This is a genomic window from Stenotrophomonas sp. STEN038 (assembly GCF_056759895.1).
Window position 1 is genome coordinate 102,341 of sequence record NZ_JBRRDW010000008.1, and the last position, 22,974, is coordinate 125,314.

General features: G+C 63.7%; 19 protein-coding genes. 5 read left to right on the plus strand and 14 right to left on the minus strand.

The genetic code is table 11. The annotated features are described in order from the left end of the window. Window positions 1–9: 9 nt before the first annotated feature. The 14 genes from ACVOLS_RS05250 to ACVOLS_RS05315 all read right to left on the minus strand — a co-directional run bounded on the left by ACVOLS_RS05250 (window position 10) and on the right by ACVOLS_RS05315 (window position 16,841). On the minus strand, window positions 10–141 hold the full coding sequence (locus ACVOLS_RS05250; RefSeq protein WP_303749847.1) for a hypothetical protein: 132 nt from the start codon (window positions 139–141) through the stop codon (window positions 10–12). Continuing rightward, the gene (locus ACVOLS_RS05255; protein WP_481544757.1) at window positions 138–1,739 is read right to left on the minus strand and encodes a hypothetical protein; all 1,602 of its coding nucleotides are present in this window, start codon (window positions 1,737–1,739) and stop codon (window positions 138–140) included. The genes ACVOLS_RS05250 and ACVOLS_RS05255 overlap by 4 nt, the downstream gene beginning before the upstream one ends. A gap of 33 nt (window positions 1,740–1,772) precedes the next feature. Continuing rightward, entirely contained in the window at window positions 1,773–4,019 is a 2,247-nt protein-coding gene (locus ACVOLS_RS05260) for a type VI secretion system Vgr family protein (protein ID WP_481544758.1), read from the minus strand. Between the two features lie 572 nt (window positions 4,020–4,591). Further along, on the minus strand, window positions 4,592–6,319 hold the full coding sequence (recJ, locus tag ACVOLS_RS05265; RefSeq protein ID WP_481544759.1) for a single-stranded-DNA-specific exonuclease RecJ: 1,728 nt from the start codon (window positions 6,317–6,319) through the stop codon (window positions 4,592–4,594). After that, window positions 6,312–7,235, minus strand: coding sequence for a phosphoglycerate mutase (locus ACVOLS_RS05270; RefSeq protein ID WP_481544760.1), 924 nt, complete (start codon window positions 7,233–7,235; stop codon window positions 6,312–6,314). The genes recJ and ACVOLS_RS05270 overlap by 8 nt, the downstream gene beginning before the upstream one ends. A 2-nt stretch (window positions 7,236–7,237) precedes the next feature. Continuing rightward, a complete protein-coding gene (gene greA / locus ACVOLS_RS05275; RefSeq protein ID WP_481511364.1) occupies window positions 7,238–7,702 on the minus strand; it encodes a transcription elongation factor GreA in 465 nt (154 codons plus the stop codon). A gap of 8 nt (window positions 7,703–7,710) precedes the next feature. Beyond that, on the minus strand, window positions 7,711–10,953 hold the full coding sequence (gene carB, locus ACVOLS_RS05280; RefSeq protein ID WP_481544761.1) for a carbamoyl-phosphate synthase large subunit: 3,243 nt from the start codon (window positions 10,951–10,953) through the stop codon (window positions 7,711–7,713). 54 nt (window positions 10,954–11,007) lie between these two features. Next, window positions 11,008–11,568, minus strand: a complete 561-nt coding sequence (locus tag ACVOLS_RS05285; protein WP_481544762.1) for a DUF2059 domain-containing protein — start codon at window positions 11,566–11,568, stop codon at window positions 11,008–11,010. Next, window positions 11,565–12,695, minus strand: coding sequence for a glutamine-hydrolyzing carbamoyl-phosphate synthase small subunit (gene carA / locus ACVOLS_RS05290; RefSeq protein ID WP_481544763.1), 1,131 nt, complete (start codon window positions 12,693–12,695; stop codon window positions 11,565–11,567). Before carA ends, ACVOLS_RS05285 begins: the two co-directional genes overlap by 4 nt. Window positions 12,696–12,931: 236 nt before the next feature. Further along, entirely contained in the window at window positions 12,932–13,663 is a 732-nt protein-coding gene (gene dapB / locus ACVOLS_RS05295) for a 4-hydroxy-tetrahydrodipicolinate reductase (protein ID WP_481544764.1), read from the minus strand. 51 nt (window positions 13,664–13,714) lie between these two features. Continuing rightward, complete coding sequence (locus ACVOLS_RS05300) at window positions 13,715–14,221, minus strand: hypothetical protein (protein WP_481544765.1); 507 nt, start codon at window positions 14,219–14,221, stop codon at window positions 13,715–13,717. A 264-nt stretch (window positions 14,222–14,485) separates the two neighbouring features. After that, window positions 14,486–14,740, minus strand: coding sequence for a DUF6587 family protein (locus ACVOLS_RS05305; protein WP_481544766.1), 255 nt, complete (start codon window positions 14,738–14,740; stop codon window positions 14,486–14,488). Next, a complete protein-coding gene (gene feoB, locus ACVOLS_RS05310) occupies window positions 14,740–16,596 on the minus strand; it encodes a ferrous iron transporter B (protein WP_481544767.1) in 1,857 nt (618 codons plus the stop codon). The genes ACVOLS_RS05305 and feoB overlap by 1 nt, the downstream gene beginning before the upstream one ends. Continuing rightward, on the minus strand, window positions 16,593–16,841 hold the full coding sequence (locus tag ACVOLS_RS05315; protein ID WP_481544768.1) for a FeoA family protein: 249 nt from the start codon (window positions 16,839–16,841) through the stop codon (window positions 16,593–16,595). Before ACVOLS_RS05315 ends, feoB begins: the two co-directional genes overlap by 4 nt. 124 nt (window positions 16,842–16,965) lie before the next feature. Here ACVOLS_RS05315 and ACVOLS_RS05320 point away from each other — a divergent pair, with 124 nt between their 5' ends. The 5 genes from ACVOLS_RS05320 to yeiP all read left to right on the plus strand — a co-directional run bounded on the left by ACVOLS_RS05320 (window position 16,966) and on the right by yeiP (window position 22,799). Continuing rightward, a complete protein-coding gene (locus ACVOLS_RS05320; RefSeq protein WP_481544769.1) occupies window positions 16,966–17,754 on the plus strand; it encodes an enoyl-CoA hydratase-related protein in 789 nt (262 codons plus the stop codon). Window positions 17,755–17,802: 48 nt separating this feature from the next. Then, on the plus strand, window positions 17,803–18,696 hold the full coding sequence (locus ACVOLS_RS05325; RefSeq protein ID WP_481544770.1) for a hydroxymethylglutaryl-CoA lyase: 894 nt from the start codon (window positions 17,803–17,805) through the stop codon (window positions 18,694–18,696). Beyond that, a complete protein-coding gene (locus tag ACVOLS_RS05330) occupies window positions 18,693–21,278 on the plus strand; it encodes a sensor domain-containing protein (protein ID WP_481544771.1) in 2,586 nt (861 codons plus the stop codon). The genes ACVOLS_RS05325 and ACVOLS_RS05330 overlap by 4 nt, the downstream gene beginning before the upstream one ends. A 65-nt stretch (window positions 21,279–21,343) precedes the next feature. Then, window positions 21,344–22,114, plus strand: a complete 771-nt coding sequence (locus ACVOLS_RS05335; protein ID WP_481544772.1) for an SDR family NAD(P)-dependent oxidoreductase — start codon at window positions 21,344–21,346, stop codon at window positions 22,112–22,114. 118 nt (window positions 22,115–22,232) lie between these two features. Next, window positions 22,233–22,799 (plus strand): elongation factor P-like protein YeiP, encoded by a 567-nt coding sequence (yeiP, locus tag ACVOLS_RS05340; protein WP_282270790.1) that lies wholly within the window; start codon window positions 22,233–22,235, stop codon window positions 22,797–22,799. Window positions 22,800–22,974: the final 175 nt, after the last annotated feature.

Below are 22,974 nucleotides of genomic sequence, written 5' to 3' on the forward strand. Positions count from 1 at the left end.
CCTTGTCGCTCAGATCGCGCGCAGCAACGCACGCAGGAAGGCTTTGACTTCGTCGCGATAGTCGGCGCTGATCCAGGCCACCACGATGATCCCGACCACGATAGCCACCGCCATCACTGCTGTTTTTCTGCTTGGCGTCATGCCAGTGCTGCTCCTGCCGTTGTTGATGCGTCACGTGTCACAGCCGATGGCTGCAGTAGTGTTGATGGATCGGGCAGTGGCTGCATCGCCGGCGGCTCACTCCATACGGGTATCTCGTGGTCCAGCGGGTGTTCGAGCGTCGGAATACCGTTCCAATGGGGATCGAGGAAGTCGCGGCCCACGGCGACGATCTTGCGGAAGAACTCATCACCGGCCTGGATCAAGCGCTCACGTTCCTGCTGGGCGCGATGGAATCCCTGCTCCAACGCTGCGTCCAACTGCACCTCGATGGCGTCGAGCGCAGCGCGTGCGGGCCGCGGGCCCAGCGCCATGGCGTTGCTCTCGGCATCAACAAACACCTTGGTGCTGGCCTGAACATAGTCTGCCGAAACCTCCTGCAGCTTCTCGCAGCGTCGTGCGTCCTGCAGCAACAGCAGATCCCACAATGCCTGCGGCAAGGTCGTCGTCTTGCGGTCTGCTGGCGACAGCGGCTTTGCGATGCGAATCGCTTCCAGTAGCTCGGTGCGCGCGACCTCTTTGTTACCCGCCTGCAACTGGCACCAACCGGCCATGCGCTGCCCTTCCAGCTGGAACATGGGGTTGGGGATACTGGCGGCCGACGCCGATGCCTGCAGATAGGTCTGTGCGGCGCGTTCTGGCTGCTTCGCAGTCAACCAGCAACCGGCTTCGCCGAACCAACTCTGCATCACCAGATCCGCGCCTGCGGCATTGCCGCCTGAGCGGGCACTCTCAGCAGCGCTGCGGGCAGCGCGGTAAGCATTGATGGCATTGGCGTGGTCGCCGTGCTTGAGCCAACTGCCCGCCACCATCATCTGCACGACCGATTGCTGGTCGTGCCAGCCGCTGCGTGATGCCAGCGCCTGCGCGCGATCGGCGCGGGCTAGCACCTGTGCGGGGCTACCGCGTTCGATCAGCAGCATCAGGTCAGCAAGCAACTGACGGTACAGCACCTCTGGGCCGCGTCCACTCGCCTGCGCGGCGGTGTCACGGGCAATGGCGAACATATCGACGTCGCCGCCGATCAAGGCAGCCGTGTCACCGTGTTTCTCCAGCAGTGGCTGCCAACGCGGATCTTCCTGGGTGTCGACCAACACCAATCGCAGTCGCTTGCCAAAGCCAGCGCTGAGCGCCGCCGAGACCCAACGTTCAAAGCCGTCACCCGGGGCATGGCGTTCTGGTTCCAACACCGCCGCCATCAAGCGCATATGGTCGCCATGATGTTCAACAAAGCTCTCAAGCACTTCGACCACGCCTGCAGCTGAATCCGGGTGGGTTTCATTGGGGCCGCGCCAGCCGAGTGACACGCCTTGCTCGCGCAGTTCATCCTGACTGCCGAGGTAGCGCTCCAACAAGTCCTGCTTGATCTGCCGGCTGTAGCGGAAGCCGAGCTCGTAGCGCGTATCGATACGCAGGAAATAGTCCGGCGTATTGCGTCCTTCGTCGTACCGCTGCATCTCGAAGAAAGCAGCAAGCAGGCGGCTGGCGTTGGCCGGCAAACGCCATATCAGCAATCGCCTGGATGGATCGGAACTGGCCTGTAACCAGGCTTCGCGCAAGGTATCGAGGCCGCGCAACATGGGTGTGTCCTGCACGCTGAATCTCCGTTCTGCTTAGCAGTTGAGCTTGATCTCGCTACCGTTGACCGAAACGCCACTGGCGTTGATCACCACCTCAGAACCACCGGCACTGATCCTGATCTCACCGGCGGTAATCTCGATGGCGGATGATTCGCCCACTGCAGCGATCAGCTTGGCTGCGGACGACAAGGTCATGTCGCCAGTCGAGAACTGCGAATGGGTTTCAGTGACACCCTGCTCGAACGTTCCCTCCACACCGATGGTGCGCGAGCCCTTGTTGGTATCCTCCACCGCGCCGGTCACGCCGCGCTTGTCCAGGCCAGTAATCGTGGTCTCTCGCCCCGCCAGGTATTGCTCGGTGACTTTTCCCTGCACCTGCTCCCACGAGGTCGAGGTAATGGTTTGCTTCCACGTGCCAGTGCGCTGGCTGATGTAGTTGCCGGTCAACGTCGTGGTAAAAGGACCGGTGATGGTTTCGGTATAGCCCGCAGCGAGAATCGTCTTGGTCTGACCGGTGTGATAGGTCTCGGCGACTGCGCCGGTGACATCGGTAGTGCGAGTGCCGGTTACGGTCGAGGTATCAGTGCCGGTAACCGTGATGCCGCGATTGCCGGTGATACCGATGGTCTGGTTGCCGCCCACCGTCATGCCGTGGTCAACCGTCACATTCGTGGTTTTGTTGTTGAGAATGCTCGCGGTCTGGTCATTGAGCACGGTGGTGACCATGTCGCGCTGCGCGCGCATGTTCAACAGCTCACCACCCGCACCATCATGCATGGTGACTTCGTTCCAACCACCGCCCTTGACCGTTTTCGACTTCAGGCCGCTGACTTCCATGCCGAACGGCGGCATGTTCTGCTCGTTGTAGACACGGCCGGTGATGATCGGACGATCCGGATCGCCATCAAGAAAATCGACGATGACTTCCTGGCCGATACGTGGCGGCGACACGCCGCCCATGTCGGCGCCCGCCCAAGGGCTGGAGCTACGGATCCAGCATGAGGCGTTCTCACGTCGATCCAGCTTCCTGTCCCAGTGGAACTGCACCTTCACCCGGCCATAGGCATCGGCATGCAGCTCTTCCCCAGGCGGGCCGACCACCGTTGCGGTCTGCGGCCCCGGCATGCGTGGCCACGGTGTCTGCCGCAAGGGGCGGTAGGGAATACGCCGACGCAATACCTGCGCCTGCATCTCAACGCTGGGCAACTCCGCACTGGAGAAGTCGCTGGCGAAGTTGTTGTGGCCCTCGCGCTGCATCGACACCACGAAGAACTCACGGTCTGCCTCATCGCGACCAATGAAATCAGGATGCCGCTCGAGACTGAAGCAGGCGCCTGCCCCAAGTTCCCCCGCATTACCGGCGCACTCGAACAATTTGGTCGGCCAGCTGACCTCCTCATTACGCACGGCCGCCAGCGCTTCTCCAACGCGACTGTTCGCAAAGCGCGCTGCCCCGTCATAACGGTATTGCTCCAGTGGCGGCAATAAACCCATCGGCACCTGATTGCCCTGGTTTCCGTCGAGTTGTTGCTTGGGCTGCTTGAAATCGAAACTGCGCAACGTCTGCGCGCTCGGCCCTACCCTGCGCCGCGCACCCCAGCGATGCAGGCCGGTACGCGCCAAGGTGCCTTGATCGGACACATACGCGATCGCAGCTGGTTCGCCGTGTACGACACTGAGCGTGGAGTCATCGCTGATGATCAGCGTATGCCCTTCGTCATCGTGCACGAAGCTGTAATACAGGCCCGCGTCTTCCAGCAGGCGACTGACGAAGGCAAAGTCGGATTCGTTGTACTGCACACAGTACGACAAGGGCGGCAGCTTGCCGGCATTGAGATCGTAGCGGTAGCGCGCCAGCTGCTCGTAGCCGGCAAACACTTCTTCGATGATCTGCAGGACATTCTTGTCCTGGAAGATGCGGCAATTGCTGGTGTAATCGAGGAAGGCGAACCACGGCGCCACCTCGGCGCGGTAGCTGTTGAACTGCGCCTGTTGCCCGGTGCTGGCGAACTCGCGTACATAGCCGTGCACGCTACGGCCACCAAACTCATCGCCAAGCAGCAGACGTAGCGGTTGCCCAACCAGCTGCTTCAGCTCCAGCCTTGGCTGGGTAGACAGCAACTCGACGTGATAGAGGAATGGTGCGGAGACCGATTCATTGCCGTCAAAACGCTTGACCAGAAAGGTCTCTGGAGAAAGCGCGGTTTCCACTCGAACCAGGCGGCGGTCTTGATGCAGGCGTTGCAAGCCGCCTGCTGCTGAAAGTGATTCTGCAAACATCGGGCGTTCCGTCGTCCCATGCGTTGTGGAGAACCCGACTGTGCCATCGCTTTATGTAACGCGCCAGTTTTCTGACACCCATATCGGGTCATTGAATGCTGAATTCGTAGGAATGTATTGGCCGAAGATGGGTTTCATCACGCAGTCCTCACGCAATCAAAGCAAGGTCTGGCGGTGAACTGCGCAGATTCTGTTGCCGGTGGCTTGCAGACGGTGTTCGTTGTCTGGGCATTCGAGACAGGTCTTTAGCGATGTAGATCACACAAAGCTGTGCAGGCGGGTACCGTTGTCTGGATAAGCACAGCGCGTACGGGGGAAAGGAACCAGAATTCCTTCAGGCATTCTGCCTGTGTTCCCAGGTGCGCTGCCCGCACCCGGGGTGCGTGCTACGAGTGCTGATGGATCGGGGGTGAAGCCCCTGCCGAGCATGGCTCGGCACTACAGGAGATGCGCTCGGTGCGCTTTCTCTGCTACGTGCTGGGACGTAGCGGAACGCTACGAGTGCTTATGGATTTGCGGTGAAGCCCCTGCCGAGCATGGCTCGGCACTACAAGGGGGGCGCCAGCGTCAGGTCAAACGGATGCGCAGTGCTCGACTATCAGCTGGATGGCTTTGCCGCCGCGGTAGTCGTCGCTTACCAGTCGGTAGGCGAGCTGTACATGCGGTGCGGGTGCGGTGCCCGTCCAGCCGCTGAAATGGATCGCATTGATCCGCGCCGTGCTGCCGGTCTGACGCAATACGAACTTCAGATGACGCTCCTTGAGCACGCGCCATTCAAGCACTTCGAAAGCACCGTCAAACAAAGGTTCGGCGAAGCCCTGTCCCCACGGGCCGGCAAGACGCAGTGCTTCGGCATGCTGGAAATCCAGTTCGGCAGGCAACAACTCGCCATCGCTGAGCAACTGCTGTTGCAGCAGTGCTGGGTCCAGGCTGCGTTGCACCTGCTGCTCGAACGCTGCCTTGAATGCATGCAGATTTGCCAATGGCAAACTCAGCCCCGCAGCCATCGCGTGACCACCGAACTTCTCCATCAATCCTGGATGATTGGCGTTGATCGCGGCCAAGGCATCGCGGATGTGGAAGCCGCTGATCGAACGCGCCGAGCCACGCAATGCATCGCCACCGGGTTCAGCCGGTGCAAAGGCAATCACCGGCCGATGCAGGCGATCCTTCATTTTCGATGCAACCAGGCCCACGACGCCCGGATGCCACTCCGCATCGAACAAACACGCCGCAACCGGTCGCTGCATGTCGTCATCCAGCACTGCGCGAGCAACCGCACGTTCGGCGTCGTCGGTCATGATCTGCTGCACGGCGCGGCGCTCGGCATTGATCTCTTCGAGCAGCGTGGCGATATGTCGCGCCTGTGCGGGATCTTCGGTCAGCAACAGCTCGATGCCCAGCGCCATGTCTTCCAGACGTCCTGCCGCATTCAAACGCGGCGCAACGGCGTAACCGATGTCGCTGGCGCTGAGCCGACGCGGGTCACGTCCGCTCACCTCGATCAAGGCCTGCAGGCCGACGCTGGCCTTGCCGGCGCGTAGTCGCCGCAAACCTGCGGAAACCAGGGCGCGATTATTCTCATCCAGTGCCACCAGATCGGCGACAGTGCCGACGGCAACCAGGTCCAGCAGCGTCAGCAGATCAGGCTCCGGCTGCGTTCCGAAGGCAGATTGCTCGCGCAGATGACGGCGCAGTGCCATCAGCACATAGAAAATAACCCCGACACCGGCCAGCGCTTTGCTGGGGAATGCGTCACCATCCACGTTCGGGTCGACGATCGCATCCGCCGGCGGCAGCTGTTCACCTGGAAGATGGTGATCGGTGACCAGCACCTGCCAACCCAAGGCCTTCGCGGCACGCACGCCAGCATGACAGGCGATGCCGTGATCGACGGTGACCAGCAGATCCGGCTTCAACGCGGCAAGTTCTTCGACCAGGGACGGCGACAGACCATAGCCGTGCACCATCCGGTTCGGCACGGCATGCACCACATCGCGTGCGCCAAGCATGCGCAGGCCGCGCACCCCTACCGCGCAGGCAGTGGCGCCGTCGCAGTCGAAATCACCGACGATAAGAATGCGCTTGTCGTTGGCGATTGCAGCGGCCAGCAACTGCACCGCAGCCTGCATACCACCCAGCAGATCAGGCGCGTGCAACTGGGCAAGCCGGGGCTGTGCCTGCTCTGGCGTGGCAGCACCGCGTGCGGCATAGATACGGCGCAGCAGCGGCAGGGTCTCATCGTTCCAGCCGTCGACCGCGACCATGTCGCGACGAACGATCCTCAAACTGTCACTCATCAGCAAGCGTCATGATCGGTTTCTTCCACAGGAGCCAACGCTGCCCGCGGGTGATGCGATAGCCGGTGCCATCTTCGAAATCCAACTGCAGCTCGCTGAGCTCGCCCCGCTTGAGTGCATCGAGCAAGGGGGCGATTGCATCCCGTGCAAGCTGCTGCAGCGAACGCAGCTGACGCAGATCGACCAGTGCATCCACGCTCTGCTCGCCGCCCAGGCGCACGCCGGCCATCGCGGCCAAGCCCTGCACCAGGGCATCGCGGCTGCGTACCTGTGCGTGCGCGGTGTGTACCGATATCGGAAGGCTGCCTGCGCCCCAGAACCACAGCGAATTGACCGCACGCTGGCCTTGGGTCACGCGTTGTTCATTCCATGGATGCTGGTGCAGGACCACCTGCGCTTCGGTCAGCAAAGCGCGCCAACGGCGTCCGTTCTCACCGTTGGGCAGATGCGAAAACAAGTCGTCGCCGAGCACCACATCCGGTTCTGCGAACTCGGGCAGCGGCGTATCGGCCGGCAGACGCAGGTACCAACGCGAGGGAGTGGGTGCATCCAGCTGGTAACCGAAACCTGCGAACAAGGGTTGCAGCGCAGGCAACAAGGCATCCACGTCAGCCTGTTCCAGGCGCAGCGTCTCGGCGGCCGCCATCAAACGCGCGCCCTGCATGTCCGGCACGATATTGGCTGGATCGGCGCGCAGCCAGAAGCCGCCAGCGGCATCGCCGGCATCGGTCTGGCGGGTCAAGGCGGCGGCCGACCAGTCGGCCGGCTGCACGCTGAAATGACGGCGCAGCTGCGCCGATTCACCGGCCGTACCGAGCGAACGCTCGGCACGACCCAGTGCCGCAGCCACCTGCGCCGGCAGTTCGCCTGCCGGAAAACGGCTGCGCGCTGGCAGCAGCAGTGTGGCCTTGGCCATCGTCAGTCGAGGTATTCGACGCTGACGATTTCGTACTCGCGCTGGCCGGCCGGCGCGTCGATGGCGATGGCATCGCCTTCGTTCTTGCCGATCAGGGCGCGTGCCACCGGCGAGGAAATGGCAATCAAGCCCAGCTTGATGTCCGCTTCCAGGTCACCGACGATCTGGTAACGCTTCTCTTCGTCGCTCTCGACGTCAGCCAAGGTCACCGTTGCGCCGAACACCACCTTGCTGCCGGCGTTGAGCTTGCTGATGTCGATCACTTCCGAATGCGACAACTCACCTTCCAGCTGCTTGATGCGGCCTTCGATGAAACCCTGCTCTTCGCGCGCGGCGTGGTACTCGGCGTTTTCCTTCAGGTCACCGTGCTCGCGCGCTTCGGCGATGGCGGCGATGACCTTGGGGCGCTTTTCCGACTTCAGGTGATCCAGTTCCTCACGCAGGCGTTTGGCGCCCTTCATCGTGATGGGGGCTCTCATGCATTCAACTCCTTGTGCAGTTCCTGCAGCGACAACACCGGACCGGTGCCACGGAACTCCAGCGACTGCACCAGCGCCTTGGCGCCAGCAACGGTGGTGGAGTACGTGATGCGGTTCTGCAGTGCCTCGCGGCGGATCGAGAACGAGTCGTTGATCGCAGCACGGCCTTCGGTCGTGTTGACGATGTAGACGATCTCGCCATTCTTGATGCTGTCCACGATGTGCGGACGGCCTTCAACTACCTTGTTGACGACGTCACAGGTATAGCCATGCTGCTGCAACCACGCGGCCGTGCCACGGGTAGCAACCAGCGAATATCCACGTTCGACCAGGCCCTGCACCGCCGGCATCACGCGCTGCTTGTCAGCGTCGCGCACCGAGATGAAGACCTTGCCGACCGGCGGGGTCTTGATGCTGCCGGCTTCCTGCGCGCGTGCGAAGGCGGCGCTGAAGCTGCGGCCCACGCCCATCACTTCGCCGGTGGAACGCATCTCCGGCCCGAGGATCGGATCGACGCCCTGGAACTTGGCGAACGGGAAGATGGCTTCCTTCACCGAGTAATAGCCCGGCACGATTTCCTTGGTAGCGCCCTGCTCGGCCAGCGTCTTGCCGGCCATGCAGCGGGCGGCGATCTTGGCCAGCGCCATGCCGGTTGCCTTGGACACGAACGGCACGGTGCGCGAAGCACGCGGATTCACTTCCAGCAGATAGATCACGTCCTTGCCATCGGCATCGGTCTGCACCGCGAACTGGGTGTTCATCAGGCCGACAACCTGCAGTGCCTTGGCCAGCTCGGTAACCTGGCGACGCAGTTCGGCCTGGGTTTCAGCCGACAGCGAGTACGGCGGCAGCGAGCAGGACGAGTCGCCGGAGTGCACGCCGGCTTCTTCGATGTGTTCCATCACGCCACCGATCAAGACCTTGCCGTCCTTGTCGCAGATGATGTCGACGTCGGCTTCGACCGCAGCGTCGAGGAAGTGGTCGAGCAGCACCGGCGAATCGTTGGACACCTTGACCGCGTCGCGCACGTAGCGGGCCAGGTCGGATTCGCTGTAGACGATTTCCATCGCACGGCCACCGAGCACGTAGCTCGGGCGCACCACCAGCGGGTAGCCAATTTCGCGGGCCAGCAGCAGCGCTTCCTGGTCATTGCGGGCAATGCGGTTCGGCGGCTGCTTCAGGCCAAGCTTCTCGACCAGCTGCTGGAAACGCTCACGGTCTTCGGCCAGGTCGATGGAGTCCGGCGAGGTGCCGATCACCGGCACACCATTGGCTTCCAGTGCACGCGCCAGCTTCAGCGGGGTCTGGCCGCCGTACTGCACGATCACGCCCTTGGGCTGTTCCAGCTCGACGATCTCCAGCACGTCTTCCAGCGTCAGCGGCTCGAAGTACAGGCGGTCGGAGGTGTCGTAGTCGGTCGAAACGGTTTCCGGGTTGCAGTTGACCATGATGGTTTCGAAACCATCCTCGCGCAGGGCGAGCGCGGCGTGCACGCAGCAGTAGTCGAACTCGATGCCCTGGCCAATGCGGTTCGGGCCACCGCCCAGGATCATGATCTTGTCGCGATTGCTCGGCGCGGCCTCGCACTCGTCCTCGTAGGTCGAGTACAGGTAGGCGGTGCCGGTGGCGAATTCGCCAGCGCAGGAGTCAACGCGCTTGTAGACCGGACGCACCTTGTGGGCGCGGCGCAGTGCACGGATGGCGGCTTCGTTGGTGCCGGTCAGCTGTGCCAGGCGTGCATCGGAGAAACCGGCGCGCTTGAGCTTGCGCAGGCGCGCAGCGTCCAGCGCGTCGATGCCTTCGGCATGCACCTGCTTTTCATCGGCAATAATTTCTTCGATCTGGTCGAGGAACCACGGGTCGATATGCGACAGGCCGTAGATTTCTTCCACGCTCATGCCGGTACGGAAGGCATCACCCACGTAGAACAGACGCTCCGGGCCCGGGGCCTTGAGCTCGCGCTTCATGGTGGCGACGTCGTCTTCATTGCCCAGGTCCAGCTCGGTCGGGTCGAGGCCGACCTTGCCGGTTTCCAGGCCACGCAGCGCCTTCTGCAGCGATTCCTTGAAGGTGCGGCCCATCGCCATCACCTCGCCCACCGACTTCATCTGGGTGGTCAGGCGCGCGTCGGCGGCCGGGAACTTCTCGAAGGCGAAGCGCGGAATCTTGGTGACGACGTAATCGATGGACGGCTCGAACGAGGCCGGGGTCAGGCCGCCGGTGATTTCGTTCTTCAATTCGTCCAGGGTGTAGCCGACCGCCAGCTTGGCGGCGACCTTGGCGATCGGGAAGCCGGTGGCCTTGGAAGCCAGCGCCGAGGAACGCGACACGCGCGGGTTCATCTCGATCACCACCACGCGGCCGGTGGTCGGGCTGATGCCGAACTGCACGTTCGAACCGCCGGTATCCACGCCGATCTTGCGCAGCACGGCGATGGAGGCATCGCGCAGGCGCTGGTATTCCTTGTCGGTCAGGGTCTGTGCCGGTGCCACGGTGATCGAGTCACCGGTGTGCACGCCCATCGGGTCGAGGTTCTCGATCGAGCAGACGATGATGCAGTTGTCCGCGGTGTCGCGGACCACTTCCATTTCGAATTCCTTCCAGCCCAGCACCGATTCTTCGACCAGCACTTCGGTGGTCGGCGACAGCTCCAGGCCGCGGCCAACGATCTCGATCAGCTCTTCGCGGTTGTAGGCGATGCCGCCGCCGCTGCCGCCGAGGGTGAAGGACGGACGGATGATGGTCGGATAGCCAACGCGGGTCTGGATTTCCAGCGCCTCTTCCAGCGTATGGGCGACGGCGGCGGTCGGGCATTCCAGACCGATCTCGCCCATCGCCACGCGGAACAGCTCGCGGTCTTCGGCCATGCGGATGGCTTCGCGCTTGGCACCGATCAGCTCGACGTTGTACTTCTCCAGCACGCCGTGGTCAGCCAGGTCCAGCGCGCAGTTCAGCGCGGTCTGGCCACCCATGGTCGGCAGCAGCGCGTCGGGGCGCTCCTTGTCGATGATCTTCTCGACCGTCTGCCAGTTGATCGGCTCGATGTAGACGGCATCGGCCATCTCCGGGTCGGTCATGATCGTGGCCGGGTTGGAGTTCACCAACACCACGCGGTAACCCTCGTCACGCAGCGCCTTGCACGCCTGCGCGCCGGAGTAGTCGAACTCACAGGCTTGGCCGATGACGATCGGGCCAGCGCCGATGATCAGGATGGTTTTTAGGTCGGTGCGCTTTGGCATTTTCTTCTCTAAGTCAGTACAGCGTGTCTGGGGGAAGTGATCGCACGCTGTCGATCAGGAAAACTCTTCTGGATCAATCGTGACACCGCATTGGCTCTGGATGCGCTCGCTCAGGCGCAGCGGCAGGCCATCGGGCATGGCACCCAGCTCCGCAAGCACGGCGCCCAAGGCTTCATAGGAGCCGCTGGCCATGAACTCGCCTACCTGCTTGCGCTCCAGTTCGCTGGGCTCACCCTCGAACTCGGCGGGCAACGCCGTGCCGTACATCATCTGGCGCTGGGTCGCGACCATGCGCTTGCCGCCCTGGCTCGAGTAGAACGCCTGCCAGCGCTTGAGGTGCTGCTGGCCGTCGTTGCCAAGATTGGCGACCAGGCGATCCACCAGTGCTTCATTCAGCACCTCGCCGATCGGCGTGGCCAGGCACTCGCGTTGTGCTGCCGGAATCTGCGGGAAGAGCGTGACATTGGCCAACATGGACGTGGCCGCATCATTGCCCATGCGCTCAAAGCCGGTCAGCGGCAGCAGATCGCGGATCTCCTGTGCGGTCACTGGCGCCGCGCTGGCCACCGAGGTGGCCAGCAGCGCCGGCAACATCAGCCAGCGCGCCTTGCTCACGCCTTGGCCCCTTCCATCAGGGTGATGAAGCGGTCGAACAACGGTGCCACGTCACGCGGGCCCGGCGAGGCTTCCGGGTGACCCTGGAAGGAGAACGCCGGCGCATCGGTCAGCGCGATGCCCTGGATGGTCTGGTCGAACAGCGAGCGGTGGGTGACCCGCACATTGGCCGGCAGCACGCTTTCGTCGATGGCGAAGCCGTGGTTCTGCGAGGTGATCATCACCCGGCCGTCGTCGATGTCCTGCACCGGGTGGTTGGCACCGTGGTGACCGTGGCCCATCTTCATGGTCTTGGCGCCTGCAGCCAGGCCCAGCAGCTGGTGGCCCAGGCAGATACCGAAAGTCGGAACCTTCTGCTCGACGAAGGTCTTGATCGCGCTGATGGCGTAGTCACAGGGTTCCGGATCACCCGGGCCGTTGGAAAGGAACACGCCGTCCGGCTTGAGTGCCAGTACCTCGGCAGCCGGAGTCTGTGCCGGCACCACGGTCAGCTCGCAGCCGCGCTCGGCCAGCATGCGCAGGATGTTGGTCTTCACGCCAAAGTCGTAGGCCACAACCTTGAACTTCGGTTCGGCGCGTACGAATTCGTTACGGTCCAGGTCCAGCTGGCCGTCGGTCCAGCCGTAGGACGTGTCGGTGCTGACTACCTTGGCCAGATCCATGCCCTTCAGGCCGGGGAATTTGCGGGCGGCTTCCAGCGCCTTTTCGACATCGATGTCGGGGCCAGCCATCAGCGCGCCGTTCTGGGCGCCGCGCTCACGCAGGATGCGGGTCAGCTTGCGGGTGTCGATGCCGGAGATGGCCACCACACCGCGCTGGATCAACCAATCCTGCAGCGATACCTGGTTACGCCAGTTTCTTGGGCGGCGCGGCACATCGCGCACGATCAGGCCCGATGCCCATACCTTGGAAGCTTCGTCGTCCTGGTCGTTCATACCGGTGTTGCCGATATGCGGGTACGTCAGGGTGATCATCTGCCGGGCGTAGGACGGATCGGTCAGCATTTCCTGGTAACCGGTCATGGCGGTGTTGAACACCACCTCACCCACGGATAGGCCGGGCGCGCCTACGGATTCGCCCTCGAATACGGTGCCGTCTTCGAGCACGAGAATTGCGGCTTGGGTCACGGGAATCTCACTTTGGCTACCGGGGGACTCCGAAGCCACGCCTGCGTTCACGGTCAAAAACCGGTTGCAAAAAAGCGCGGACGGCGGTCTGGGAACCGGTCCGGCTAACGTGTTTCGGCGAGCCGGAATTGTAAAGGCAAGGGGACACCAACGCCAGCGCCCCGTTTGCCTTCCTTCAGCTGTTCAGACGTGACAAAAGCCACGTTCCGGGAGAATTCGCTGCGAATTCAGCTTTCTCAGGCCTGCGTGGATGCGCCGACCAGGTCACGCACACGGTACTGCCCCGGGCCGCGATGGCGCAGCTGCTTGGCCGCATGCAGCGCCCCACGCGCAAAAATATCGCGATTGGTGGCCCGATGTACCAGCTCCACCCGCTCGCCCAGCCCGGTGAACTGGACGAAGTGCTCGCCGATGATGTCGCCGGCGCGCAGGCTGGCGTAGCGCGGCTCCGCCCCGCCGTGCTGGGCCGATTCGCCCAGCGTCAGTGCGGTGCCGGAAGGCGCATCCTTCTTGTGCACATGGTGGGATTCGACGATGTCGCAGTCCCAGCCCGGCAATGCCGCCGCTGCCCGCTCGACCAGCTCGGCCAGCACCGCGACACCAAGGCTGAAGTTGGTCGCCCAAACCAGAGGAACCTTGCTCGCGGCGACGGCCAAAGCGGCCTGTTGCGCCTCGTTGATGCCGGTTGTGCCCGACACCAGGCCCACGCCGCGCTCCACGCACAGCGCCAGCACCGGGTCAAAACCCTCCGGCAGGCTGAAATCGATCGCCACATCAAATGCCGGCGCGCCAGACAGCTCGCTGGCAGCGAAATGCGGAATGCCGTCGATCACGCGTTGGATTGGCGGTTTGCGCACCACCGCAGCAACCACCTGCAACGAGGGATCTTCTGCCGCAAGACGCAGCAGGGCTTGGCCCATGCGCCCGGAGGCGCCATGGATCAGCAAACGGGTTGGAGTCGTATTCATGCCCGCACGCTAACGCTTCACCGGCCCGGCGCACAAGCGCACAGCGCGGAATTACATCCTGCCGACATGGGTAATCGCACGACTGCCGGTCATATAGGTCCGCCAGCGACTGCGCTCCACGGTGTCGCGGCCGCGACTGACCATGCGGACGCCCGCCATTTCAACAATGGCCGACACCTCGACCTCGGCCGAACGACCATCGCTGGCAATACTGATGCTGTTGACCTTCTGCTCGTAGCGCAGCGGCATGCGACCACCGAAGGTTTCCCGGAACTGGCGCAGCTGACTCATGCTTTCAGCCAAGGAGGCACAGTACTGCTCCCTGTCATAGCGCTGCTCGGCCTGCTGGGTTTCGGTCTTGGTTACCGTGGTCTGCACATAGTCTTTCGACAACATCTCGCACAGCGGCTTGTCGTCGCCTGCTGCAAGCGCTTTATCGGCGCGCAGGTACAGCGCGCGCACCTGGGACTCGGTGATCTTGTTGCCGCCACGCAGATACACCGATCCGCCCACGGCCAGTACTACGACCAACATCACAACGCCAATCAATGACTTCATGTCTTTCCCTGGTTGCTTCCTGCAATGTGCCCAGTGTACAGCCGATACACATGGCCTGCACTGCGCTGCCGGGACTGTAGCCCGGGGCAAGCGTCTCGCACCCGCGGACAATGATTTACTGGCCTCTCGGACTGCCCGCCAACGGCCCCACGTGCGCCCAGCTCACCCGGGCTACGGCCTTGTGCCGATCGATGGTGCCCGAGCTTCGCGGCTGACGCCGCTCCCACAGAAAAGCGCCGGGGTTACCCGGTGCTTTCGTTTCGCTCAATGCTGCTTGGGCTCGCTTGGTCCGCAGCTGTTGCAGCCACCACACGCGCCCGCAGCACTCGCTGCAGGCGGCGCCAGACGCCGCCCCCAGGCCTGCAGTCGCGGTGAACGCTGCGGCTTCACCAGCCACAGCGCCAGCAGGCCGCGCAGCTTGCGCAATACCCCCGGGAATTGCTTCTTCAGCACCACCCAGGCACTGACCAGCACCGCCACGGCGATGATCAGGTATTGCAGCAGCAGGCCCTTGTCCATCAGCCGGCTCCCAGCGCCACCGCCACCTGGTAGGTGACGAACGCTGCCAGATAGGCCGCGCCGAACAGATACACCGTGGCGAAGGCCATCTGCTTCCAAGAGTTGGTCTCGCGCTTGATGGTGGCCAGAGTCGAGATGCACATCGGCGCGTAGATGAACCACACCATCAGCGACAAACCAGTCGCCAAGGTCCAGCCATCGCTGATCACCGGCGTCAGCGCCTGGATCGCGGCATCGTCATCGGCAGCCGACAAGGCATAGATCGTGGCCAGCGATGACACCGCGACTTCACGCGCACCCATGCCGGGAATCAAGGCGATACAGATCTGCCAGTTGAAGCCCAGCGGCGCGAAGATCACCGCCATCGCATGGCCAATCTGGCCGGCGAAGCTGTAATCAATGGCCGGCATGGTCGCGTTCTCGGGCGCGCCCGGATACGACAGCAGGAACCACAGCAGGATGGTCAGCGACAGGATGATGCCACCCACGCGCTTGAGGAAGATCATCGCGCGCTCGTACAAGCCAACCAGCAGATCGCGCGGATTGGGCAGGCGGTAGGACGGCAGCTCCAGCATCAAGGGATGCTCGCTCTTGTCGCGACGGAATTTCTTCATCGTCCACGACATCACCAGCGCACTGAGAATGCCAGCCAGATACAGCGCAAACAGCACCAGACCCTGCTGATTGAACACGCCCCACACGGTCTTTGCCGGGATGAAGGCGCCAATCAGCAAGGCATACACCGGCAGGCGCGCCGAGCAGGTCATCAGCGGCGCCACCAGGATCGTCGCCAGGCGATCACGCGGGTCCTGGATGGAGCGGGTCGACATGATGCCCGGCACCGCACAGGCGAAGCTCGACAGCAGCGGGATGAACGAACGCCCGGACAAACCAGCCGAGGCCATCATCCGGTCCAGCAGGAAGGCAGCGCGCGGCAGATAGCCCGATTCCTCCAATGCCAGGATGAAGGCGAACAGGATCAGGATCTGCGGCAGGAACACCAGCACGCCACCGACACCGGCGATGATGCCGTCCACCAGCAGACTGCTGAGCGGCCCTTCCGGCAGCTTCTCGGCCACCACCGGCCCCAGCCAGCCAAAGGCCGCTTCGATGCCATCCATCAATGGCGTAGCCCAGGCGTACACCGCCTGGAAGATCAGGAACATGACCACAGCCAGCGTCAGCAAACCGAAAACCGGGTGCAGCAACCAACGGTCCAGCGCGTCGTCTATCTTTGCAGTGGGCGCAGGCATGCGCACCGCTGAGGCAAGGATGTCGCGCACCTGCACGTGGTAGTCGGCACCGGGTTCAACCGCATGCACCGGCATGGCATCGAGCTTTGGCATCAGCGTATCGATGCGTTCGACCAGCGCGCGTGCGCCGTTGTGGCGCACCGCGACGGTTTCCACCACCGGCACTCCCAAGGCTTTCTCAAGCGCCGGGACGTCGATCTCGATGCCACGCTTGCGGGCTGCATCGACCATGTTCAGCGCCACCACCATCGGCTTGCCGAGCTCACGCACTTCCAGCGCGAACCGCAGATGCAGGCGCAGATTGGTCGCGTCGATCACGCAGATCAGCGCATCCGGGGCAGCCTCGCCCGGATAGAAACCCCGGCACAGGTCACGGGTGATGGCCTCGTCCAGGCTGGCCGGATGCAGGCTGTAGGCACCGGGCAGATCCAGCACCGCGTACTCCTGCCCGGACGGCCCGCGCATGCGGCCTTCCTTGCGCTCGACGGTGACGCCGGTGTAATTGGCCACCTTCTGGCGGCTGCCGGTCAGCTGGTTGAACAGTGCGGTCTTGCCGCTGTTCGGGTTGCCAACCAACGCCAACCGGGCAATAGCGGTACTCATGCCTGTGCTCCTTCGGCGCGGATCTGGACGCGCGCGGCCTCGCTACGACGCAGCGCAAAACGGGTAAAACCCACCTGGAACAGCAGCGGCTCACCGCCGACCGGACCACGTGCTACCAAGCGGACTTCCTCTCCGTTCACAAAACCCAGCTCGCGCAGACGGCGCGCGATTGCGTCGTTTGCATGCAGGTCCTGAACGCTTTCTACGCGCGCTGAAGCATGCAGCGGCAAATCTGACAACGTCACTGAATAGCGCCTATGGAGTGGTGATAAGAATGGTTATCAATTCTAGCATCGCCGCGCTGCGTCATGGCGTCCCACCCCTGCACCGCTATGATTCGCGGGATTTCCGTTCAAACAGGCATTACCGATGAGCGATGCATTGCTCGTGCAGCACCAGGGCGCGGTAGCGACCCTTTCCATGAACCGGCCGGACCTGCACAACGCCTTCGACGCGGCGCTGATTCGTTCCCTGACCGAAACCCTGTCCAGCCTGGGTGCCGACCCGGCCGTACGGGCCGTGGTGCTGGCCAGCACCGGGCCGTCCTTCTCGGCCGGCGCCGACCTGCAGTGGATGCGATCCATGGCGACCGCCAGCCAGGAGGAAAACCGCATCGACTCGCTGGCACTGGCAGGCCTGATGCGTACCCTGGATGAGCTGCCCAAGCCGACCATCGCCCGCGTTCAGGGTGCGGCCTTCGGCGGCGGCGTCGGCCTGATCGCCTGCTGCGATATCGCCATTGCCGCCGAAGGTGCCCGCTTCGGCCTCACCGAGAGCCGCCTTGGCCTGCTGCCGGCGGTGATCTCCCCTTATGTCATCGCCGCGATCGGTCCACGTCAGGCACGGCGCTGGTTTGCTACTGGCGAGCATTTCGATGCCACTACCGCACAGCAAATTGGCCTGGTCCACCAGGTGGTCGCCGCCGATGCGCTGGATGCCGCCGTACAGTCCCAGCTCAGCCTGCTCAGCAAGGCAGGCCCGGTTGCGGCCGCCTCGGCCAAGGTACTGGTCCGCGAGGTACATGCCGCCATCGGTGACCGCGATGGACTGGACCGCGCCAATGCCGGCCTGATCGCCGCCCTGCGCGCTTCCGACGAAGGCCGCGAAGGCTTGACCGCCTTCCTTGAGAAGCGCCCTCCCCGCTGGGCCGCGCAGTAAGCCTTGCCCACGAACAGCCCGCGCCCGCCTCCAGTCAAAGACCGCTCAATGAATGATTTCGTCCGTATTGTCGAAGTAGGCCCGCGTGACGGCCTGCAGAATGAGAAACAGCAGGTTGCAACCGCCGACAAGATCGAGCTGATCGATCGGCTCTCGGCAACCGGCCTGCGCAGCATCGAAGCCACCAGTTTCGTCAGCCCCAAATGGGTGCCACAGCTGGCCGATGCCGCCGAGGTCTTCACCGGCATCCGGCGCAGGCCCGGTGTGAGCTACCCGGTGTTGGTACCCAACGAACAGGGATACGAACGCGCGCTGGCGGTAGGCGTCAGCGAGGTTGCCGTGTTCACCGCGGCGTCCGAGCAGTTCAACCGCACCAACACCAATGCCGGCGTCGACGAGTCGCTGCAGCGTTTCGAGCCGATCCTGGCCAGGGCCAAGGCCGATGGGGTGCAGGTGCGCGGCTATGTCTCCACTGTTTTGGGCTGCCCGTATCAGGGCGAGGTGCCGCTGGCCGATGTGGTGCGCGTTGCCAGCCGCCTGCACGCCATGGGCTGTTATGAAATATCACTGGGCGACACCATCGGTGTCGGCACCCCGCTCAAGGCCCGCGCGATGCTGCAGGCAGTGGCCGCGGAATTGCCAATAGAGGCCTTGGCCGTGCATTTCCACGACACCTATGGGCAGGCCCTGGCCAATATCGCCAGTTGCTTGGAGGAAGGTGTGCGGGTGGTGGATTCGGCCGTGGCTGGCACCGGTGGCTGCCCCTATGCGCGCGGTGCTAGTGGTAATGTCGCCAGCGAAGATGTTATTTACATGCTGCACGGCATGGGGATGCGTACCGGCGTGGATCTGCCGGCGCTGGCCGCTACGGGGAACTGGCTCGCAGAACGACTGGGCCGGCAGACAGGCAGCAAGACAGGAAGGGCATTGACAGTGTCATGACCGGAACCAGCCAGCTTGGGATATCTGACGACGGCGATCACCGCGCCGCGCATGTCGACGCGCTGGCTGGACTGGAACAGGCACTGCTACAACCCTTGCCATTGAGCCTGCAGCAGGCCTTGCTCGCTGCACGCTCAGCCCTGACCGAGGCCATGGCCGAGCGGCGGCTGGCACAACGCCGCTACGCCGCCCTGTTCAATGCGGTACCCGACCCGGTCAGCATTCTCAGCGCTACCGGCGTGGTACTGGACGTCAACAGCGCCGGGGTCCGCGCCTATGGCCGCACCCGCGAAGAGATCGTCGGCCAGCCCATCGAGCTGCTCAACCCCGACCTGCCCGCCGATCATCTTGAGCCGGTCTGGGAAACCCTCAACCGTGGCGAAACCTATGTAGTGGAAGTCACCAACATGCGCGGCGACGGCAGCCGCTTTCCGGTGGAGGTGCACTCGGCCACCATCAAGCATGACGACGCGCATTGCATTGTTGCCGTCGCCCGCGACCTGAGCCGACGCTGGCAGGCCGAAACGCGCTACCGCCTGCTGCTGGAGTCGATCGACAAGGGGGTGATGCTGTTCGACCGCCACCTGGGCATCATTTCCGCCAATCCCGCGGCACACCGCATTTTCAACCTCGGCAGCATTGCCCCGGCCAAGGTGCCACTGCACAGCGACGAGTGGATCAGCGTCGATGAGCACGGCCGCCGGCTACGGCCCGAGCAGTGGCCGGTAACCCGTTCCTTTGCCGAAGGCAGGACCATTCCCAGCACCATCATCGGCCTGTACCACCGCCCCAACGGGCGGATGATCTGGATCTCGATCACCACGGTGCCGGTGTTCTCGGCCGGCTGCGACCTGCCCGACCATGTATTTTCCCTGTTCAGTGACATCACCGAACTCAAGCGCGACCACGCGTTGTTCGACCGCGCCCAATCGCTGGCGCATATCGGCGGCTGGGAGTGGGATCGCGGCCAGCTGCGTCTTTACCTCACCGGCGAGGCGCAGCGCATTCTTGGCCAGCAATCGCCCCCCACCGACCTGGAGCAACTGCTGGCCTGCCTGAGCAGCCTGTCGCGCCAGCAACTGCGCGATGCCATGGAGCGCGTGGTCGAGCAGCGCACCGGCTTCGAGCTGGAGCTGCAGGGCCAACGCGCCAGCGGCCACAGCTTCTGGATCAGGATGATCGGTGAGGTGGAGCTCGGCGACCTCGCCTCGACCCGCATCGCCGGCACCCTGCAGGACATCACCGAGCCCAAGCACGCCGAGCAGACCCTCAAGAACCAGGCCCGCACCGACCCACTGACCGGCATCATGAATCGCGATGCCGCACTGACCGACCTGGAAGCCCGGCTGAGCAATCCCTCGCACGCCGAGGTCGCCGTGCTCTACATCGATCTGGACCGGTTCAAGACCGTCAACGATGTGCTTGGCCACAACGCCGGCGACCTGCTGCTGATCGAGGCAACCCGCCGTATTGCCGATGCGATCGGCACCGAGGGCCTGCTGGCCCGCTTCGGCGGCGACGAATTCGTGGTGACCTGCGACGCCCGCGAGCTGCCAGGACGTCCCGAGAAGCTGGCCGAAGCCATCACCCGCGCCTTTGTCCCGCCATTCCAGTTCGGCAAGGACGAGTTCCCGGTCACCACCAGCATTGGCATCGCCCGCGCGCCCAAGGACGGCGTGCGACCGCAGCAGTTGATCCAGAACGCCGACCTGGCCATGTACGAGTGCAAGCGCCGCGACCGCAACGGCTGGCAGCTGTTCTCGCCGGAACTGGCACGCCGCCAACGTGACCGGCTGCAGATCGAGCGGCGCCTGCGCAAGGCGCTGGACCGCGACGAATTCCGGCTGGTCTACCAGCCACAGGTGGATCTGCGCAGCGGCCAGATCATTGCCTGCGAAGCACTCATCCGCTGGCGCAACCGCCAGCTTGGCGAGCTCCGCCCGGACATCTTCATCAGCCACGCCGAAAACACCGGCGACATCGTCCGTATCGGTGAATGGGTGCTGCACCAAGCCTGCCGGCAGATCCGCGAATGGCAGCGCGAAGGCCTGGGCATGATGCGGGTGGCGATCAACGTCTCCTACCGCCAGTTCAGTGGCGATCGCCTGGCGCGCCAGGTACGCGAGGTGCTGGACCACTACGGCCTGCCCGGCAGCGCGCTGGAACTGGAGTTCACCGAGCGGGTTTTGATCGAAGACGCCCCGGCGACCCTGCGCACCTTTGCCGAGCTGCGTGCCATGGGCGTGGTGCTGACCATCGACGACTTCGGCGAGGGCTATAGCGCGCTCAACTACCTGCGCACCCTACCCATCCACGGCCTCAAGCTCAGCCAACTGTTCATCAGCGGCGTCCCCGACAACCCTTCCGATGTCGCCGTCTGCGAGGCGGTCTGCGGCATCGCCCGCAGCCTCGGCCTGGGACTGGTGGCCGAGGGCATCGAGTCGGAGGCGCAGCGCCAGTTCCTGCTGGAGCTGGGGGTGCCGGTCGGCCAGGGCTTCCTGTTCGCACCCGGCCTGTCGCCGCCTGACTTCAGCCGGCAGCTCACCCGGGCTGACATGACAGGCCCGGTGCCACAGGTCTGATCACGCCCGCTGGGCGCGGATCGGCATCAGCTAGAATCGGCGGATCACTCAGCAGGATTGTTCCAATGCAGCTGTCTTCCGTTCGTGCCGTCATCACCGGCGGCGTCTCCGGCCTTGGCCTGGGCGTCGCCCAGTTCCTGGTTGCCAATGGCGGCAAGGTCGCCCTGTTCGACCTCAATGATGAAAAGGGCGCCGCAGCGGTCGCCGAACTGGGCGCCGACAATGCCCACTACTTCACCACCAATGTCACCGACGAAGCCGGCGTGGCCGCCAATCTGGCCGCCGCACGTGAATTCCTGGGCGGCTTGAACGTGGTGATGAACTGCGCCGGCATCCTCGGTGCCGGCCGCGTGCTCGGCCGCGAAGCAGCGATGCCGCTGGCCAACTTCCAGAGTACGGTGATGGTCAACCTGGTCGGCAGCTTCAATGTCGCCAAGGCCGGCGCCGAGCTGATGCAGCACAACGAAGCCAACGCCGATGGCGAGCGCGGCGTGATCATCAACACCGCCTCGGTGGCCGCCTATGAAGGCCAGATCGGCCAGGCCGCCTATTCCGCCTCCAAGGGTGGCGTGGTCGGCATGACCCTGCCGATGGCCCGCGAACTGTCGCGCTTCGGCATCCGCGTGCTGACCATCGCCCCGGGCGTGTTCTGGACCCCAATGGTCGACGGCATGCCGCCGAACGTGCAGGAATCGCTGGCCGCCTCCATCCCGTTCCCGTCGCGTCTGGGCCAGCCGGCCGATTTCGCCAGCCTGGTCGGCCACATCATTGGCAATACCTACCTCAACGGTGAGACTATTCGCCTCGACGGCGCCGTACGTTTGGCACCGAAGTGACTCCGGAGCGGGGCTTGGGGATTCGGAACGGCGCGAAAGTGCCGTTCGATCAACCCCGGGACCCGCTTCTGGTTTTGCGAATATCCCATCCCGATTCCCCGATACCAGCGCTCAATCCATGAAAGCCAACGACATCAAGAAAGGCAACGTCGTCGAGTACAACAACGGCGTCTACCAGATCCGCGACATCGAGCGCAGCTCGCCGCAGGGCCGTGGCGGCAACGTCCGCTTCCGCTTCATCATGTACAGCGTGCCGGGCGGCAACAAGCTCGATGCCAGCTTCGATGCCGACGACAACCTGCCGGAAGTCGAGCTGCTGCGTCGCCAGTCCACCTTCTCCTACATGGACGGCGATGCCTTCGTGTTCATGGATGACGAGGACTACACCCCGTACACCCTGGACGCCGAGGTCATCGGCGACGACGCCGGCTACATCACCGAAGGCCTGACCGGCATCTACGTGCAGGTCATCGACGACCAACCGGTCGCCGTGCAGATGCCGCAGCACGTGACCCTGGAAGTGATCGAGACCCCGCCGGAACTGAAGGGCGGCACCGCCACCAAGCGCCCGAAGCCGGCCAAGCTCAGCACCGGCCTGGAAATCATGGTGCCGGAGTACATCGTCAACGGCGAGCGCATCCTGGTGAACACCACCACCGGTGAGTTCGGCGGCCGCGCTGATTGATTGACTGCAGCCTCCCACCAAGCGGCGGGAGGCTGTGCACGGCTTTTTGTAGGAGCGGCGTAAGCCGCGCAGCTGAAGGACCTTCACCGCATGAGAAACACAGACAAACCGCGTCGTTAAACATATCCAACATCCCGCCGAATCCCCCAACAAACACCCCCACGGGGAACCCCTC

What these genes read in the sequence shown, in the direction of transcription:
- ACVOLS_RS05250 (WP_303749847.1), bottom strand. Translation starts at nt 141, where the DNA reads ATGACGCCAAGCAGAAAAACAGCAGTGATGGCGGTGGCTATCGTGGTC.
- ACVOLS_RS05255 (WP_481544757.1), bottom strand. Translation starts at nt 1,739, where the DNA reads ATGTTGCGCGGCCTCGATACCTTGCGCGAAGCCTGGTTACAGGCCAGT.
- ACVOLS_RS05260 (WP_481544758.1), bottom strand. Translation starts at nt 4,019, where the DNA reads ATGTTTGCAGAATCACTTTCAGCAGCAGGCGGCTTGCAACGCCTGCAT.
- recJ (WP_481544759.1), bottom strand. Translation starts at nt 6,319, where the DNA reads ATGAGTGACAGTTTGAGGATCGTTCGTCGCGACATGGTCGCGGTCGAC.
- ACVOLS_RS05270 (WP_481544760.1), bottom strand. Translation starts at nt 7,235, where the DNA reads ATGGCCAAGGCCACACTGCTGCTGCCAGCGCGCAGCCGTTTTCCGGCA.
- carB (WP_481544761.1), bottom strand. Translation starts at nt 10,953, where the DNA reads ATGCCAAAGCGCACCGACCTAAAAACCATCCTGATCATCGGCGCTGGC.
- dapB (WP_481544764.1), bottom strand. Translation starts at nt 13,663, where the DNA reads ATGAATACGACTCCAACCCGTTTGCTGATCCATGGCGCCTCCGGGCGC.
- ACVOLS_RS05300 (WP_481544765.1), bottom strand. Translation starts at nt 14,221, where the DNA reads ATGAAGTCATTGATTGGCGTTGTGATGTTGGTCGTAGTACTGGCCGTG.
- ACVOLS_RS05305 (WP_481544766.1), bottom strand. Translation starts at nt 14,740, where the DNA reads ATGGACAAGGGCCTGCTGCTGCAATACCTGATCATCGCCGTGGCGGTG.
- feoB (WP_481544767.1), bottom strand. Translation starts at nt 16,596, where the DNA reads ATGAGTACCGCTATTGCCCGGTTGGCGTTGGTTGGCAACCCGAACAGC.
- ACVOLS_RS05320 (WP_481544769.1), top strand. Translation starts at nt 16,966, where the DNA reads ATGAGCGATGCATTGCTCGTGCAGCACCAGGGCGCGGTAGCGACCCTT.
- ACVOLS_RS05325 (WP_481544770.1), top strand. Translation starts at nt 17,803, where the DNA reads ATGAATGATTTCGTCCGTATTGTCGAAGTAGGCCCGCGTGACGGCCTG.
- ACVOLS_RS05330 (WP_481544771.1), top strand. Translation starts at nt 18,693, where the DNA reads ATGACCGGAACCAGCCAGCTTGGGATATCTGACGACGGCGATCACCGC.
- ACVOLS_RS05335 (WP_481544772.1), top strand. Translation starts at nt 21,344, where the DNA reads ATGCAGCTGTCTTCCGTTCGTGCCGTCATCACCGGCGGCGTCTCCGGC.
- yeiP (WP_282270790.1), top strand. Translation starts at nt 22,233, where the DNA reads ATGAAAGCCAACGACATCAAGAAAGGCAACGTCGTCGAGTACAACAAC.